The sequence below is a fragment of the Parasphingorhabdus sp. W113 genome, assembly GCF_055693205.1.
Map to the genome: position 1 here is coordinate 2,202,570 of NZ_CM146328.1, position 16,433 is coordinate 2,219,002.

15 protein-coding genes and 3 pseudogenes are annotated in these 16,433 nt (G+C 56.1%); 15 read left to right on the forward strand and 3 right to left on the reverse strand.

Translation table 11 applies throughout. From position 1 onward, the window contains the following. Position 1: 1 nt before the first annotated feature. On the reverse strand, positions 2 to 865 hold the full coding sequence (locus ACZ1GS_RS10610; RefSeq protein WP_472695160.1) for an alpha/beta fold hydrolase: 864 nt from the start codon (positions 863 to 865) through the stop codon (positions 2 to 4). Between the two features lie 61 nt (positions 866 to 926). Here ACZ1GS_RS10610 and ACZ1GS_RS10615 point away from each other — a divergent pair, with 61 nt between their 5' ends. The 8 genes and pseudogenes from ACZ1GS_RS10615 (at position 927) to ACZ1GS_RS10650 (ending at position 8,168) form a co-directional block, all read left to right on the forward strand. After that, positions 927 to 2,327: a protein adenylyltransferase SelO family protein gene (locus ACZ1GS_RS10615; RefSeq protein ID WP_472695161.1), complete on the forward strand. Its 1,401-nt coding sequence runs from the start codon at positions 927 to 929 to the stop codon at positions 2,325 to 2,327. A gap of 141 nt (positions 2,328 to 2,468) precedes the next feature. After that, complete coding sequence (gene astD, locus ACZ1GS_RS10620) at positions 2,469 to 3,917, forward strand: succinylglutamate-semialdehyde dehydrogenase (RefSeq protein ID WP_472695162.1); 1,449 nt, start codon at positions 2,469 to 2,471, stop codon at positions 3,915 to 3,917. A gap of 66 nt (positions 3,918 to 3,983) precedes the next feature. After that, positions 3,984 to 4,787 (forward strand): uroporphyrinogen-III C-methyltransferase, encoded by an 804-nt coding sequence (gene cobA, locus ACZ1GS_RS10625; protein ID WP_472695163.1) that lies wholly within the window; start codon positions 3,984 to 3,986, stop codon positions 4,785 to 4,787. Then, positions 4,784 to 5,080: a DUF2849 domain-containing protein gene (locus ACZ1GS_RS10630; protein ID WP_472695164.1), complete on the forward strand. Its 297-nt coding sequence runs from the start codon at positions 4,784 to 4,786 to the stop codon at positions 5,078 to 5,080. Before cobA ends, ACZ1GS_RS10630 begins: the two co-directional genes overlap by 4 nt. A gap of 2 nt (positions 5,081 to 5,082) precedes the next feature. Further along, positions 5,083 to 6,715: pseudogene (locus ACZ1GS_RS10635) on the forward strand (nitrite/sulfite reductase). Further along, on the forward strand, positions 6,708 to 7,133 hold the full coding sequence (locus ACZ1GS_RS10640) for a DUF934 domain-containing protein (protein WP_472695165.1): 426 nt from the start codon (positions 6,708 to 6,710) through the stop codon (positions 7,131 to 7,133). The pseudogene ACZ1GS_RS10635 and the gene ACZ1GS_RS10640 overlap by 8 nt, the downstream one beginning before the upstream one ends. Further along, positions 7,126 to 7,920 carry a phosphoadenylyl-sulfate reductase gene (locus ACZ1GS_RS10645; protein ID WP_472695166.1) on the forward strand — a complete coding sequence of 265 codons (795 nt, stop codon included), beginning with the start codon at positions 7,126 to 7,128 and terminating at the stop codon, positions 7,918 to 7,920. The genes ACZ1GS_RS10640 and ACZ1GS_RS10645 overlap by 8 nt, the downstream gene beginning before the upstream one ends. A 68-nt stretch (positions 7,921 to 7,988) precedes the next feature. Beyond that, on the forward strand, positions 7,989 to 8,168 hold the full coding sequence (locus ACZ1GS_RS10650) for a DUF1289 domain-containing protein (protein WP_472698122.1): 180 nt from the start codon (positions 7,989 to 7,991) through the stop codon (positions 8,166 to 8,168). A 2-nt stretch (positions 8,169 to 8,170) separates the two neighbouring features. Here ACZ1GS_RS10650 and ACZ1GS_RS10655 read toward each other — a convergent pair. Next, positions 8,171 to 9,671, reverse strand: a pseudogene (locus ACZ1GS_RS10655) (replicative DNA helicase). A 176-nt stretch (positions 9,672 to 9,847) separates the two neighbouring features. Between ACZ1GS_RS10655 and ACZ1GS_RS10660 the strand changes: the two are divergent. From ACZ1GS_RS10660 to ACZ1GS_RS10680, 5 genes are all read left to right on the forward strand, one after another. Beyond that, positions 9,848 to 10,330 (forward strand): UPF0262 family protein, encoded by a 483-nt coding sequence (locus ACZ1GS_RS10660; RefSeq protein ID WP_472695167.1) that lies wholly within the window; start codon positions 9,848 to 9,850, stop codon positions 10,328 to 10,330. A gap of 50 nt (positions 10,331 to 10,380) precedes the next feature. After that, entirely contained in the window at positions 10,381 to 11,037 is a 657-nt protein-coding gene (locus ACZ1GS_RS10665) for a GH25 family lysozyme (protein WP_472695168.1), read from the forward strand. A 76-nt stretch (positions 11,038 to 11,113) separates the two neighbouring features. Beyond that, a complete protein-coding gene (dcd, locus tag ACZ1GS_RS10670) occupies positions 11,114 to 11,668 on the forward strand; it encodes a dCTP deaminase (RefSeq protein ID WP_472695169.1) in 555 nt (184 codons plus the stop codon). Between the two features lie 55 nt (positions 11,669 to 11,723). Then, the gene (locus tag ACZ1GS_RS10675) at positions 11,724 to 12,905 is read left to right on the forward strand and encodes a saccharopine dehydrogenase family protein (protein WP_472695170.1); all 1,182 of its coding nucleotides are present in this window, start codon (positions 11,724 to 11,726) and stop codon (positions 12,903 to 12,905) included. A gap of 108 nt (positions 12,906 to 13,013) precedes the next feature. Beyond that, positions 13,014 to 13,784, forward strand: a complete 771-nt coding sequence (locus ACZ1GS_RS10680; protein ID WP_472695171.1) for a metallophosphoesterase family protein — start codon at positions 13,014 to 13,016, stop codon at positions 13,782 to 13,784. Between the two features lie 82 nt (positions 13,785 to 13,866). Here ACZ1GS_RS10680 and ctrA read toward each other — a convergent pair whose 3' ends face one another. Beyond that, a complete protein-coding gene (gene ctrA / locus ACZ1GS_RS10685) occupies positions 13,867 to 14,574 on the reverse strand; it encodes a response regulator transcription factor CtrA (RefSeq protein WP_472695172.1) in 708 nt (235 codons plus the stop codon). A gap of 360 nt (positions 14,575 to 14,934) precedes the next feature. Here ctrA and arfB point away from each other — a divergent pair, with 360 nt between their 5' ends. Then, entirely contained in the window at positions 14,935 to 15,336 is a 402-nt protein-coding gene (gene arfB, locus ACZ1GS_RS10690; RefSeq protein ID WP_472695173.1) for an alternative ribosome rescue aminoacyl-tRNA hydrolase ArfB, read from the forward strand. Between the two features lie 213 nt (positions 15,337 to 15,549). Next, positions 15,550 to 16,302, forward strand: a pseudogene (locus ACZ1GS_RS10695) (DUF1996 domain-containing protein); the annotation flags it as partial. Positions 16,303 to 16,433: the final 131 nt, after the last annotated feature.

Here is a 16,433-nt window from a genome sequence, read left to right on the forward strand (position 1 = left end):
ATCAATCAACGCGTTGGAGCAATCGATCAATCGCGTCAAGCGATGCCGGTTCTTCGAGTGTCGGCGCATGTCCCACGCGCTCCACTGTGACCAGTTCTCCGCGCTTCAGCTTGTTCAGCATCTTGCGAGCGACCGGCTCGCTGAACAGGTCCGACAACCCGCCGCGCAAGACAAGCGTGGGTATGTCCGCCATGCTTTCCAGGGCGTTCCACAGCGCCGCCGTACCATCGCCCTTGCCATCAAATGGTTCCGAAATTTTCATATCATAGTCCAGTTTGATGCGTCCGGAACTGTTCATGCGGTACAGTTTCTTGGCGAAACCAATCCAGTCTTTAAGCGTATAATCGGGAAATATATCGCCGCCCGTCGCCGCCAGATCGCGAGCCGCATGGGCCCATGTATCGAAGCTACGCCCCTGCCCGACATAATCGGCTATGCGGTCAAGCCCGGCCTGATCCAGTTCCGGACCGATATCGTTCAGCATCGCACCCGCTATGCGGTCCGGATGCCATGCCGCAATCAGCATGGTCAAAATACCCCCCAGGGATGTGCCGAAAAATACCGCCGTGTCCAGCGCGAGATCATCCATCAGCCCAATAATGTCCGCGACATAGGTTTTGGGATTATAGGATGCGCTGTCCTTGGCATATTCGCTGGCGCCGCGCCCGCGCAGATTGACCATAAGAACGCGGCGATCCGCCGTCAAACGGTCGCCGAGATGGGCAAAATCACGCGCATTGCGAGTCAGTCCCGGAATGCAAATAACCGGTATGTTGCGCGATGCCGACGGATAATCACGGCAATGCAAGCGCAAGCCGTCTGCGGATTCCCAATAATGATCTTCATAGATGGCGTGGGCGGTCATTTAATTGTTTTTCCCCCGGTTCTGACTTGCTGCTCGCCTGATTAGTCGTCACAACCACAAAATGCCACATAAACCGCAAGCAGAACCTGCCCGCAGTCCTTATCGTCCCGATGTCCGGATCACAGATCTTGGTGACCAGATCGGCGACGCCGTCCAAGCGGCGGCCTTTCCGAAGCATATTCTGCGCTTCAGAAATGATCGCTGGAGCCCAAGCGTTGGCCTCGATGACCTCACCGAAGAACAATGGATTGCCCATTTCGGAAAGTTCAAACCGCTCCAAGACAATCTCGATCCGCCGCTGGCCCTGCGCTATCATGGACACCAGTTCCGCAACTACAATCCCGACATTGGCGATGGCCGGGGCTTCCTGTTTGCACAGCTGCGCGACCATGAAAACCGCTTGATGGATTTGGCCACCAAGGGATCCGGCACAACCCCTTGGAGCCGATCCGGTGACGGCAAGCTGACCTTGAAGGGCGGTGTCCGTGAAATTCTGGCTACCGAAATGCTCGAAGCCTTGGGTGTCGAGACATCCAAGACCTTTTCCCTGGTCGAAACAGGGGAAGAGCTGCATCGCGGTGATGAACCGTCCCCTACGCGCTCTGCCGTGTTGACCCGGTTGAGCCATAGCCATATCCGCTATGGGACGTTTCAACGGATCGCTTTTGAGCAGAATAGCGATCTGATGGAAGCGCTGGTCGATTATTGCCTGACCCATTTCTATGGCTGCCAATCGGAGGATGCGCCTGCCATTACGCTGTTTCAGAAAACCGCCGCTCAAGCCGCGCTATTGGCCGGCAGCTATATGGCGGCGGGCTTTGTTCACGGTGTCCTCAACACCGACAATATCAACATTACCGGCGAGAGTTTCGATTATGGCCCCTGGCGGTTCAATCCGACCTGGGAACAGGGTTTCACTGCTGCCTATTTTGACCATGAAGGCCTTTATTGCTTCGCCCGGCAGCCTGAGGCCTTGCACTGGAACCTCGCACAGCTGGCCAGTGCCTTGCGGTTGATTTGTGAAAGCGACCCGCTGGTTGCGACTTTGGAAAGCTTTCCGAAAATGTTTGGGGAAGCCTATACCGCACATGTCTGCTGGAGACTTGGTGTGGAGAGCGAGGGTTTCGAAAAGGACAAACCGTTGGTGATGGCGGTTGAAGAAGCGCTGGGCGCAAAAACCGTGACCATCGATCAATTTTACCATGACTGGATTCAGGACCAACTCCCGGCCAGCGAAGCCTATGAAACCGATTTGTTCCGTGCTCTCGGGACGCAAATGTCCAATCGGACGCGAACGGAGTCGGCCGCGCATGAGTTCTGGCGAAACAACCCGGTCTGTTCCCTGCATATCGAAGAAGTCGAAGCCATTTGGGAAGCCATCGCGCAGAAAGACGACTGGGCGCCGTTATACAAGAAGGTGGAAACCATCAGAGCCGTGGGGAACGCGTTACGGGCGATTTGATCCACATGGATTCAGGCCTATGCAATTGCGATTGTATGTTAACCCTATTGTTACTAGAATATTAAATTGTACCAGCTATTTATAGCTTCAGTTATTCCCCCAAGCCGCGTCCTTTTTGCGGAATAAAGAGACGGATTGAGTGTGACCGAACTTATTTCAACAGAACCCGCAACCGGCGCGATCCTCTGGGAAGGCAAATCCGGTGATCCGGGGGCAGCCATTGCCACAGCGCGCTCGGCCTGGCCAAACTGGGCAGCCATGCCGCTGACCAAGCGGATTGAGATTGTCCGCCGCTATGCCAATCGCATTCGGAGCCATTCCGATGAATTGGCCGAGCTGATTGCCCGCGAGACCGGCAAGCCGATCTGGGAAGCGCGCACCGAAGTGGAATCGGTGGTCAACAAGGTCGATATTTCGGTCTCGGCCTATGCCGAACGGACCTCCCAGCGCCAGTTGCCGGGCAAGCCGGGCATGCGGGCCGCGCTGCGCCACAAGCCCCATGGCGTGCTGGCGGTGCTAGGGCCGTATAATTTTCCGGCCCATCTGCCCAATGGCCACATTGTTCCGGCATTGATCGCCGGCAATGCGATCGTTTTCAAGCCATCGGAAAAAACGCCAGCGGTTGGCCAATATCTGATCGATGCGATGGTCAAGGCGGGCTTGCCGGCTGGTGTTGTCAATATCGTCCACGGCGGCCCTGATGTCGGCAAACAACTGACCGCCAGCGAAGACATAGATGGGCTATTGTTCACTGGTTCGGCCCATACCGGCGTCATCCTGAACCGTCAGTTTGCAAGCCGACCGGATAAGATCCTGGCGCTTGAAATGGGCGGGAATAATCCGATCATCGTGTGGGATACGGACGATATTCACAGCGCCGCGGTGCTCGTGGTCCAGTCTGCTTTCCTGAGCGCCGGACAGCGCTGTTCGGCGGCGCGCCGGATGATTGTCAAGGACTCGCTCTATGACCGGGTCGTCAAGGAAGTGAAGCGCATCGCCGACCGCCTGATCATCGACGAACCGTTCAGCAACCCGGCGCCGTTCATGGGTCCCGTGATCGACAATGATGCCGCCGATGGCCTGACCGAGAGCTTCCTAGCCTTGATGAGCCATGGCGGAAGACCGATCAAACATATGGTCCGTCCAATTGATGAACGCCCCTTTGTGACACCCGGGATTATCGACGTCACGGCGATGGAAGAGCGCCCGGATATCGAGCTGTTCGGCCCCATCCTGCAAATCCTGCGGGTGCAGGATTTTGCCGAAGCCATCGCCGAGGCAAATAATACCCGTTTCGGCCTGTCCGCCGCGCTGATCGGCGGAACGGCAGAGCAATATAACGAATTCTGGTCAAACAGCCGCGCCGGTATCGTGAACTGGAACAAAATGACCGTCGGTGCGTCGTCATCCGCGCCTTTTGGCGGCGTTGGCCTGTCCGGCAATCACCGGCCCAGCGCTTATTATGCCGCCGATTATTGCGCCTATCCGGTGGTTTCGATGGAAGCGGAGCAAACCCGCGCTTCGATCGGCGTCGGTCTCAAGGACGAGGATCAAGCCGAGACAGCATCGACCGCCTCTGCGAGTGAATAGCTGAACTTAGGCCGCTGAAAAATCTTCTGCTTTGATAATATGGGTTTGACGGCGCATATTTGCAGCATGAAAACAGACAATTCCAATCGCAATATATCATCCCCCGGGCCAGGTACCGTGCACCTTGTTGGTGCCGGTCCTGGCGACCCGGAGCTGATGACCCTGAAGGCCGCACGGCTTTTACAGGAAGCTGATGTCATTGTGCATGACGGCCTGGTCAGCGCGGATATACTGGACATGGCGCCCGCCGCCACCCGCCGCATCTCGGTTGCCAAAAAGCGATCCCGCCATAGCGTGCCGCAAGACGGCATCAATGCCTTGCTGATCGCAGAAGCGCGCAAGGGCAAGATGGTCGTGCGACTGAAAGGCGGCGATCCGTTCATTTTCGGTCGCGGTGGCGAAGAGGCCAGCGATTGCATTGCGGCCGGCATTCCGGTGCATGTCGTACCGGGAATCAGCGCGGCGCTCGGCTGCGCCGCACAGGCAAAAATGCCCCTCACCCATCGCGATGCCTCCAGCGCGGTCTCCTTTGTGGCTGGCCAGTGCAAAGGTCTGTCGGATCAGAACTGGTCGGGCCTGGCCGGCAAGGGGCGGACATTGGTCATCTATATGGGTGTCGCCAATGCGTCGGCGATTGTCGAGAAACTGATCGCCGATGGTGCAGCGCCCGACCTTCCCGTGGCGGTTCTTGAAAACGGTACCCGCGACACTTTCCGGGCCTTGCGGACATTGCTGACCGATCTCGGCGACATGGTCGAGCGGGAACAGGTCAAAAGCCCGGCACTGCTAGTGGTTGGCGAAGTGGCGAATTATGGCGATGCCGAGAATAAACTGTTCGAAATTGCACAAATGGCAGGAGCTTTGGCGTGAAAATACTTACTGGAAATGACCTGAAAACAGGCGATGTCGTCTGGTGGACGGGCAGCGAGTGGTCGCGTCACGTCGAGGATGCTGTCGATGTCGGCAATCAATTTGAAGCGATCCTGCAGGAAGAGGAAGCATCGCGGCGGGTCAACGTTCCCTATGCGATCGAAGCCGAACAAACCGACGACGGTCCTCGCCCTGCCCACATCAAGGATCGCGTCCGGGCGCTCGGCCCGACCGTCCGTCCCGATTTGACATTAAAGCCGGCCGATCCCGACGCTGGCAACTGGGTGATCTGAACATGTATCAATATGACCAATATGACCAGAACATGGTCGACACACGCGTCGCTGAATTTCGCGACCAGGTTGAGCGCCGGCTTGCCGGTGAATTGACCGAAGACCAGTTCAAACCGCTCCGGCTGATGAACGGTCTGTATCTGCAACTCCACGCCTATATGCTGCGCGTGGCCATTCCCTATGGCACGCTGAACAGCAAGCAGATGCGCATGCTCGGCCATATCGCACGCAAATATGACCGGGATTACGGCCATTTCACCACCCGCCAGAATATCCAGTATAACTGGATCAAGCTGGAAGAAGCGCCGGACTTGCTTGCCGATCTCGCATCGGTTGAAATGCATGCAATCCAGACCAGCGGCAATTGCATCCGCAATATCTCGTCCGACCAATATGCCGGTGCTGCGGCTGACGAAATTGCCGATCCGCGTCCATGGGCCGAAATCCTGCGGCAATGGTCAAGTTTTCACCCCGAATTTTCCTATCTGCCGCGCAAGTTCAAGATCGCGGTCATTGCCAGCGAAGAAGACCGCGCGGCGATGCGCCTGCACGACATCGGCATCCAGCTGGTGCACAAAGATGGCGAACTGGGTGCGAAATTTTTCGTCGGCGGCGGCATGGGCCGGACCCCGATGATCGCGCCTGAAATCCGCGATTTCGTCCCAGCCGAAGAACTGATCAGCTATGCCGAGGCCTGCCTGCGGGTCTATAACCGCTATGGTCGGCGCGATAACAAATATAAGGCGCGGATCAAGATCCTCGTCCACGAACTGGGCAAGGAAGAATATACCCGCCAGGTCGAAGAAGAATTCGCCCATATGAAGACCCTGGGCCTCAATCCCCCGGTTGAGGAACTGGCCCGGATCAGCGCCTATTTTGCGGATCCGGCCTTTGACAGCGGCGCCAGCGATGATCTCGATCTCAGCGATCCGGACTTCAAATTATGGGTCGATCAGAATGTGGTTGCCCATAAACAGCCCGGCTATGCGATTGCGACGATCAGCCTCAAACCGCGGGGTGGCATCCCGGGTGATGCCTCATCCGCCCAGATCGATCTGATGGCGGATCTGGCAGAGCACTATAGCTTTGATGAATTGCGTGTGACCCACAGCCAGAATATCGTGCTGCCGCATGTCCGGAAAAGCGATCTGTACGCGCTTTGGCAGAAGCTCGACGAAGCCGGACTGGCGCCCGCCAATCTCGACCTGATCACCGACAGCATCGCTTGCCCTGGCCTGGACTATTGCAGCCTGGCCAATGCTCGCTCGATCCCGCTGGCGCAAAAGATCAGTGAACGCTTTGCCGATCTCGGCCGGCAAAAGGAACTGGGCGAACTCAAGCTCAAGATATCCGGCTGCATCAATGCCTGCGGCCACCACCATGCCGGTCATATCGGCATTTTGGGTGTCGACCGCAAAGGGACCGAAAATTACCAGCTTCTGTTGGGTGGTTCCGCCGCTGAAGACACCAGTCTGGCGAAAATTACCGGCCCGGGATCTCGATGAAGACGGTGTCATCGATGCCATCGAGACGGTGACCGACGTCTATCTGGAAGAACGCCAGGGTGAAGAGCGGTTCATCGATACCTATCGCCGGCTCGGCATGGATCGGTTCAAGGAGGCTATTTATGGTTGAAGCAATCCGTTTTCGCGAAGATGACGCGCACGAAGAGCCCGCAGTGTCGCTCGATGCCGTGCTCGACCAGTCCAATGCCACCGCAGTCCGGATTGAAGCCGGCGAAGACGCGCGGCGGCTGCTGCCGATGCTGGACCGGCTGGCATTGATTGAAATCGACTTTCCCGTGTTCGGCGATGGCCGCGGCTATTCCGCAGCGCAGATTTTGCGTGAGGCCGGCTATACCGGAGAACTCCGCGCGAGCGGCGATGTTCTGGTCGACCAGATCGCCTATCTGAGACGATGCGGATTTGACGCCTTCGCGCCCGACGCGCCGATTGATCCCAAAACCATGCAGGAAGCATTTGATCGCTATGAGCATGTCTATCAGGGCACGGCCGATCAACGGACTCCGATCTGGAAATTGCGTCATGGGTGAAGCGGCCCGAGAAATTGACATTATCGATGCGCGTCCGGACTTCACGCAGGAAGATGCCGACGCCTTGAACGAGCGTTTTGCCGGCGTGCCAGCCGGTGAAATGCTCAAAACGCTGTTTGCCGAAGACAGGCTTGGCGAAGTGGCGGTCGTGTCGTCGTTCGGAACGGAAAGCGCGGTGTTGCTCCATCTGGTCGCAACGGCGGATCCTTCCATACCGGTCACTTTTGTCGACACTTTAAAAATGTTTCCGGAAACCCTGACCTATCGGGAAACCCTCATCCGGGCCCTGAAAATCGAAAACCCGGGGGTCGTTGAACCGGACGCCAGCGTGCTGGCGGCGAAAGACGCCAATGGTTTGCGCTGGTCCTTCGATCCCGACGGATGCTGCGACATTCGCAAAGTCGAGCCGCTTGCGCGCGCCAAAGCGGGCCTGAACAGCTGGATTTCCGGGCGCAAGGCGTTTCAGTCGGTGACCCGGCAGAACCTGCCCCGGTTTGAAGTCGAAGATGGTCGGCTCAAAATCAATCCCCTTGGTGACTGGGTCAAGGACGATCTCGAACGCTATTTTGCGGACCATGATCTGCCGCGCCATCCGCTCGAAGCGGAAGGCTATCTCTCGGTCGGCTGTGCGCCGTGCACATCAAAGGTCAAGCCCGGTGAAGATCCGCGAGCCGGGCGCTGGCGGGGCTGGGACAAGACCGAATGCGGTATTCATGACGATGTCACGCCATTGCCGATCGCCAAAAAGGATGTCGAGGACGATGGCGCCAATGATCCGATTTTCTGATCGGTCAGGCTTTGCCGGGGGCAAGATCGGCTTGCCGAACGCGGCATAATCTGCTCATCCCGCAGATGATGGAATCGCCCTGCACCAATATTTGCGTATTAAGCCCGTCTAATGGCTATTGCATCGGTTGTGGTCGGACCATGGCTGAAATCACCGAATGGCCGTCTGCCACGCAGGACCGGCAAAAGGATATATTGCGACAGCTGCCTGCCAGAATGGTTGAAATCAAAGTCAGGGAGCCTGAATAGGCTCAATAGTCCTCCGGCGCGTCTCCATAAGCCAGATCACCAAATTTGGTGAACTCGCTGAGAAAACTCAACTGGATGTTGCCGGTCGACCCCTGACGGTTTTTTGCAACGATCACAGTGGCTTTCCCGACCTTACTCTGATGATCTGTTTCCCAGGCGGCGTATTTGGCCTTTTGTTCCTCGGTCGAATTGGCATCGGGATCATCCGGTTTGACCGCAAGATGATAATATTCGTCGCGATAGATGAACATCACGATATCCGCATCCTGCTCGATCGAGCCGGACTCCCGCAAGTCGGAAAGCTGTGGCCGCTTGTCTTCGCGGCTTTCGACCTGCCGACTGAGCTGGGACAATGCCATAACCGGGCAATTCAGTTCCTTGGCCAGGGTCTTCAAACCACGGCTAATCTCCGAAATCTCGTTCACCCGATTGTCGCTTGCACGCCCCGACCCCTGTAACAGTTGCAGATAGTCGACGACGATCAGATTAATGCCATTGCGCCTTTGCAGACGCCGCGCCCGGGTGCGCAGGGCCGCTATGGTCAGGCCTGGTGTATCGTCGATATAGAGCGGCAGGTCCTGCAATTCACGGGATGCGAGGGCGAGCCGGTGCATCTCGTCTCGGCTGATACTGCCCATGCGGAGCTTTTCCGAGCTGATCTCGGCCTGTTCCGACAACACTCTGGTGGCGAGCTGGTCAGCCGACATCTCGAGACTGAAAAAAGCGGTTCTCGCGCCAAGCGAATCTTCGGGCGCGATCCCGTCCGCGATATCGCGACGATAGCGGTTGGCGGCGTTGAACGCGATATTGGTCGCCAGCGAGGTCTTGCCCATGCCCGGCCTACCAGCCAGAATCAGCAAATCTGATCGGTGCAGACCGCCCATTTTAGCGTTGATATCGGTCAGACCCGTGGTGATTCCGGAGACCTTGCCGCCACTATTGAACGCCCGTTCGACATTGCTAAGCGCTTCGGTTGATGCGGCGAGGAAAGATTTGACGCCGCCCTCTTGGGCTTCGCCTTCTGATACACGATAGAGCGAGGATTCAGCTTCTTCAATCTGGAGCTTTGGATCAACGGATCTCGCTGGTATCGAGCGCGTTATCAACCAAAGTCCGCCCGACCTGCACCAGTTCGCGCAACAAGGCGAGATCATAGATCTGATCGGCAAAATCACGCGCGCCGATCAAACCCGCGCCGTCACCGGTCAGCTTCGCCAAATAGGATGGACCGCCCAGAGCCTTCATCGCCTCATCGGCTTCGAAATAAGGTTTCAGGGTGACCGGCGTAACCACCATGTTGCGATCGAGCAATTTGAGCGCCTGTTCGTAGATGCGGCCATGCAGCGGTTCATAAAAATGCTCCGGCCGCAGCTTGATCTGGACATCTTCGGCAACCCGATTGTCGATCAGCAGCGCACCGAGAAAGGTGGCCTCCGCCTCCACATTCCGCGGCAAACGGGATTCATTTCCCTCATCATTGTCGAAGCGCATCAGTTCAGCCATGGTGCCACCATCCACTGAGAAGCGATTCAGGGCAAGGCCGTTCCGGATTTTATTGGAATCAGGCGGGGACAGTATTGTGGATAAAGCGGCAACCGCTTGCCTCGTCTCAAAAAAGCTTGAAAAAATCCGGGTAAAAAAACTTGTCCAAAAGCGAGCGCTACGGCAACAGGGCTCGCATGTCCGATCCGCGCATCATCCATATCGAACTCGACGAGGCGACCATTTTGTGGCGCAATGCCGATATCGAGCAAGAACGCCGGATCGCAATTTTCGATCTGATCGAGGAAAACCACTTCAAGCCCCAGCGCGAACATGATGATGGTTATGCCGGCCCCTATAAATTGCAATTGGCGGTACAGGAAGGCCGGCTGGTGATCGGGATTGCGCGGGAGGATGGCGAACCGCTGGAAACGCTGATCCTCGCGCTGGGGCGTTTTCGCCGTCCGATCCGGGACTATTTTGCGATTTGCGACAGCTATTATCAGGCCATCCGCAAGGCGACGGCGCAGGAAATCGAAACCATCGACATGGCCCGGCGCGGCGTCCATGATCATGGCGCAGAATTGCTCATCGAACGGCTTGACGGGAAGATTGAGGTGGATTTTAAAACCGCCCGTCGCCTTTTCACCTTGATCTGTGTATTGCACATCAAGAATTGATCGAATCTCTGTCAATCGCGTAGTGAAGTGTAGGATGTCAGGGAACTGAAGTGGCCGCCCAATCGAAGAAACAAACCATCATTCGGATAAGCCTTATCGTCATCGCATTGCTCGCGATCGGCTTTGTGCTACGCAATATTGCCGTCGGATGGGCACCACCGCGGGATCAATATCCGGTTCAGGGCATCGCGGTGAGCCAGGACACCGGCCCGATTACCTGGCATGTTGTCGGTACAACCGGCGTTGACTTTGCCTATCTGCGGGCCACCAACGGCGCCGAAGAGCGGGATGCCAGTTTTGCGATCAATCTCAGAGGAGCCGGGAAAGCGGGCATCCGACGCGGCGCGGTGCATGAATATACGCTCTGCCGTCTCGCCACTGATCAGGCCACCATCTTTGTCACGACCGTCCCGCGTAACGACACCATGCTGCCACCGGCGGTGCGGCTGGCCTATGACAATGGTTGCCAAGATCGCCCCGGTCGGGCGCTGGTGCTTAGCGAGCTCAACACCTTTCTCAATCAGATAGAGGGCCATGCGGGCAAGCCAGCGATTATCATCGTCTCGCAGGAATTTGAGGAAGATTATAACATCAGCAGCGGAATCAATCGCACATTCTGGCTTGAATCCAATTTCTTTCCCCGGACTATGCCACGAAACCCTGGGTTATGTGGCGGGCATCGGATATGCGCCGGGTCAGCGGGATAGACGGTCCGGTGCACTGGAATGTTGTGCGGCCTTAAGCTTGATGCCATGACGAGACAGGAATGAGAGAAAGACCGATATGAGCATATTGTCAGACCGATGGATTCGCGAACAGGCCCAGTCAACCAGCATGATCGAGCCGTTTGTTGAAGCGCAGAAGCGCGATGGCTGTATCAGCTACGGGCTGTCTTCCTATGGCTATGATGCCCGGGTTTCAGACGAATTCAAGATATTCACCAATGTCGACAGTGCGGTTGTCGATCCCAAGAATTTCGATGCCCAAAGCCTGGTCGATCGCAAGACTGACTGCTGCATCATCCCGCCCAACAGCTTTGCCTTGGCCCGAACGGTCGAATATTTTCGCATTCCGCGTGATGTTCTGGTGATCTGCCTGGGCAAATCAACCTATGCGCGTTGCGGCATCATCGTGAACGTCACACCGCTCGAACCGGGTTGGGAGGGGCATGTGACACTGGAGTTTTCCAATACCACCCCCCTGCCCGCCAAAATCTATGCCAATGAGGGTGCCTGTCAGTTCCTGTTCCTCAAGGGCAATGAACCTTGCGAAACCAGCTATGCTGATCGCGCGGGGAAATATATGGGCCAAAAAGGTGTGACTCTCCCCAAGCTCTGAGCCATAAGCACGCCATTAAACACGAGAATTCAAACGGATTACCGAGGAGCATTCCATGACCGACGCACGAGAATTTGATGTCATCATTTACGGTTCCACCGGCTATACGGGCCGTCTGGTTGCCGAATATATGACGCAGCAATATGGCGTCGGCGGCGATGCGCCCAAATGGGCGATGGCGGGACGCTCTCAAGCGAAACTTGAGGAAGTCCGCGATCTGATCGGCGCGCCCAAAGAAACCCCGCTCGTCGTGGCTGATTCCGATGACGCGGAGTCGATCGACGCGATGACCAAGCGAGCCACCGTGATATTGACCACTGTTGGCCCTTATCAGCTCTATGGCGACGGATTGGTTGCCGCCTGTGTCGCCAATGGCACCCATTATGTCGATCTGTGCGGTGAACCCGGCTGGATGCGCGAAATGATCGACCAGCATCAGGAGGCCGCAGAGGCTTCCGGCGCACAGATTTGCCTGTCCTGCGGTTTTGACTCCATCCCGTTCGATCTCGGCGTTTTCATGCTTCAAAAGGAAAGCCAGAAGCGCTTTGGCAAGCCCGCCTCCCGTGTCAAAGGCCGGGTCCGGGCGATGGAAGGCACTTTCTCCGGCGGCACCGCAGCCAGCTTGAAAGAGACTATGAAAGCACTCGCAAAAAACCCGTCCCTATTGAAGGTTCTGTCGAGCAGCTTTGGCCTGACCCCCGGTTTTGAAGGGCCGGACCAGCCCAATATGATGATCCCCAAGATGGACAGCAGCATCGGCAGCTGGGTCGCGCCATTCGTCATGGCTCCGATCAACACTAAAAATGTGCACCGGACCAATTTCCTGCTCGACTTCCCTTATGGCGATGACTTTAAATATGACGAAATGGTCGTCACCAGCGCGGGTGAAATGGGTAAAAAGGCTGCGGAAATGCTGGCCAAGGTCAATCCCCTGAGCAGTGAAGACGGGCCCAAGCCAGGCGAAGGCCCAACCAAGGAAGAGCGCGACAACGGCCATTATGATATTCTGTTCCTTGGCACGACCACCGATGATGAAACGCTCAATCTATGCGTCAAAGGGGACAAGGACCCGGGCTATGGCTCGACCTCCAAGATGATATCCGAAGCCGCCCTTTGTCTCGCTCAGGACAAAAACAAGCGCGGTGGCGGCATATGGACCCCGGGAGCGCTGATGGGCAAGAAACTGGTCAAGCGCTTGGAAGCCAGGGCTGGACTGACGTTCGAAATCGAGAGCTGATCCCGGTTTTCCGTCAGGATTGTCAATGGTTGCCCTGATCGGTTTGATACCGGCTAGCATATGGCCGGAGCTCTTGAAAACGGATCGGGACAAACAAGATATAGAAACATGATGTTGAAACGATTGTTCAATCGAAAACCCGCCGCGCGGCCGCTGGATATGGCGGCCATTCCTGATGGCAAACGGGTCTATGCGGTTGGTGATATTCACGGACGCAATGATCTGCTTCAGCAATTGATCGCTCAGATCCTCGAAGATGATCGCGCCCGAGGTCCGGCGGATACCGAAATCATTTTTCTCGGTGACCTTATTGACCGGGGTCCGGACAGCGCCGGCGTGATCGAAACCGCAATCCGCCTTCAACGAGAATTTAAAAATGTCCGTTTTCTGATGGGCAATCACGAAGAAGTCTATCTCGCCGCAGCAACCGGCGACGAAAAAGCCACGCGGTTCTTCAATCGGATCGGCGGCAAAGAGACCATATTAAGCTATGAGATCACGCTGAAACATTTCATGGATCTGGACATGGAGCAGCTCGCAGCGATCTTGCCTGAGTTGATTCCGGCCCATCACATTGCGTTTGTCGAACAGTTCGAAGATCAGATCGTGATCGGCGACTATGCCTTTGTCCATGCCGGAATCCGCCCCGGCGTCCCACTTTCGGAGCAACGCCCGAAAGATTTGCGCTGGATCCGCGAGCAGTTTCTGTCCTCGCGCGAAGATCATGAAAAAGTGATCGTCTATGGCCACACGATCAACGAAGATGTGGTCGAAGAAGGCAACCGGATCGGCATCGACACTGGGGCCTATTATTCGGAGAAACTGACTGCCCTCGCGCTGGAAGGAACAGAGCGCTGGTATTTGGACACGGCGGCGTAAAAAAACGGCGGACCCAGCTAAGGATCCGCCGTCAAATTTCGTGTACTAACTAATCAAACAACTCGGGTAGTGATGTAAACTGTTAGGCGACCTGTGCTTCTGGTCCGCTGTCTTCTTCGATATCGCGAAGAACATATCCGCGACCCCAGACGGTTTCGATGTAATTCTCGCCGCCACAGGCCAAAGCCAGTTTCTTGCGCAGCTTACAAATGAACACGTCGATAATCTTCAATTCCGGCTCGTCCATGCCTCCGTAAAGATGGTTGAGGAACATTTCCTTGGTCAGGGTTGTGCCCTTGCGGAGCGACAACAGTTCCAGCATGGCATATTCCTTGCCCGTCAAATGCACGCGGTTGCCATCGACTTCGACGGTCTTGGCATCAAGATTGACGGCCAGCTTGCCGGTCCGGATCACCGACTGGGAATGCCCCTTGGAGCGCCGCACCACGGCGTGAATCCGTGCGATCAGTTCTTCGCGATGGAAAGGCTTTGTAACATAGTCATCGGCACCGAAACCGAAGGACCGCACTTTGCTGTCCATTTCGCTGATACCGGAAAGAATAAGCACCGGCGTCTGCACCTTGGCGACACGCAGCTTCTTCAGCACGTCATAGCCGTGCATGTCAGGCAGATTGAGGTCGAGGCATATGATATCGTAATCATAGAGCTTGCCGAGATCGAGACCTTCTTCGCCCAGATCGGTAGTGTAAACATTAAAGCCTTCCGTCGTCAGCATCAGCTCAATGGCCTTTGCCGTGGTTGGCTCGTCCTCAATCAACAGCACACGCATCGGGTAACCCCTTTTTTCCAAATTCCGCCCAACATCAGGTCCCATCCCGATGCCCACAGATCATTTATTAACCATAAGACAGATGAACGTAAAAGGTTAATTTTCGATTAATCGAGGATTCAGCACGAGTCGCGGCCATGCAGATGAGTCGCTAAGCCGCAGAAATGAGTCGTTTCATGACTCTCAGGTGTGACGAAAAAAAATTAACATTTTTCCTCCGAAAGGGATCAAAAACCACATATTCATCCGCATCGGATGCGTTTTTTTGAATTTCCATGCGATTTCTTGTGCGCCAAAACGCTGATTTCAATCTCAAATTCAACGCTGTCATAGGTGATCACTCTGTTCTACAAAATGGTCATGCATATCGACTTGCCTGACAGCGCGATCACCGAAACCTTTCTGGCCGCATCCGGTCCGGGCGGTCAAAATGTGAACAAGGTGGAAACCGCCGTCCAGATGCGGGTGAACATCTACGCCCTCCGATTGCCTCCTTTTGCTTTTCGAAAACTGAAGGAATTGGCAGGACGAAAAATGACCAATGGAGGAGAGCTTGTTATCACGGCTCGATCTCATCGCACGCGCGAAGCCAATCGCGCCGAGGCCCGCGACCGGATCATAGCCATGTTGACCGCGGCCCATCAACGCGATGCACGCCGGGTCAAAACCAGGCCAAGCCGTGCCGCGAAAACACGCCGGATGGAAAGCAAGAAAAAGAAAGGATCGATCAAGAAAATGCGTGGCAAGCCGTCGATAGAATGACTGAAAGCCTGCCGTTTCGGCGCTGATTTATAACGCCCGATCGCCATGCAATCCGGTTGATCCGATCTCTCATCCATGTCGTCGTGATGGTTGATATTGGTTAACCATAGGTCAACAGGCCGACTTAAATGGTGCCGCCCTAGGGAGGTCGCCATGAACAAAATATCCCAAACATTCTCTAAGACCTCGGGTGGTAAGCTACTGTCCGCCGTCATGTTAACTTCCATCTTGACTGGCTGTGGCGGCGGTGGCGGAGCCGGCAGTGAAACAGGCGCCGACGCTGCCAGCGCGGGTTCGGTCGTTCTGCCGCTGACATCGCCAAGCACATTGCCTGCGCCGACGCAAAACACGCCGGCACCACCCCCCACGTCCGCGCCAACCCCGACAACATCTGGCCCGACCCCGGCTCCAACTCCGAGCCCGGCGCCAACACCGACGCCCAATCCGGACGGTCCAATTGAAGGATTGGCATCTATCCCGAGCAACTTTAATGTCGACGACTGGCTGGTTGCATCCTGGGGCCACGGCCGCGTTCCAAAAAGCGCAGCACCCGAAAAAGTGGGCGCATTCCGTTTTCTGTGCACGCCCAGCCATAATGCCTATGACGATCCGATCGTCTATCCCGGGCAATCCGGAAAATCGCATCTTCATACGTTTTTTGGCAACACCAAAGCCGATGCCAACTCCACCTATGAATCACTCCGTACAACGGGCGAAAGCACGTGCGAGAATATGCTGAACCGCTCTGCTTACTGGATTCCGTCGATGATGAATGGCGAAGGCCAAGTGGTGATGCCGAACTATATCGCGGTCTATTATAAGCGGCTTCCGGATTCCGATCCATGGTGCCAGAAGATGGGCAAAGCCTGCGTCGATCTCCCGCGCGGCCTGCGATATGTGTTCGGCTATAACATGAAGGATTCAACCGCCAAGGCGAAGTTTCATTTCAACTGTCAAGGCGAAGGTGCCATTGGCGGACAATATAAAAACATTCCGGAGGCCGCGCAAAACTGCCCCAGCGGCGCCGAACTGGGAGCCGTGATTAGCGCCCGCGGTGCTGGGACGGCGTCAATCTCGACAGCCCTGATCACCGGTCC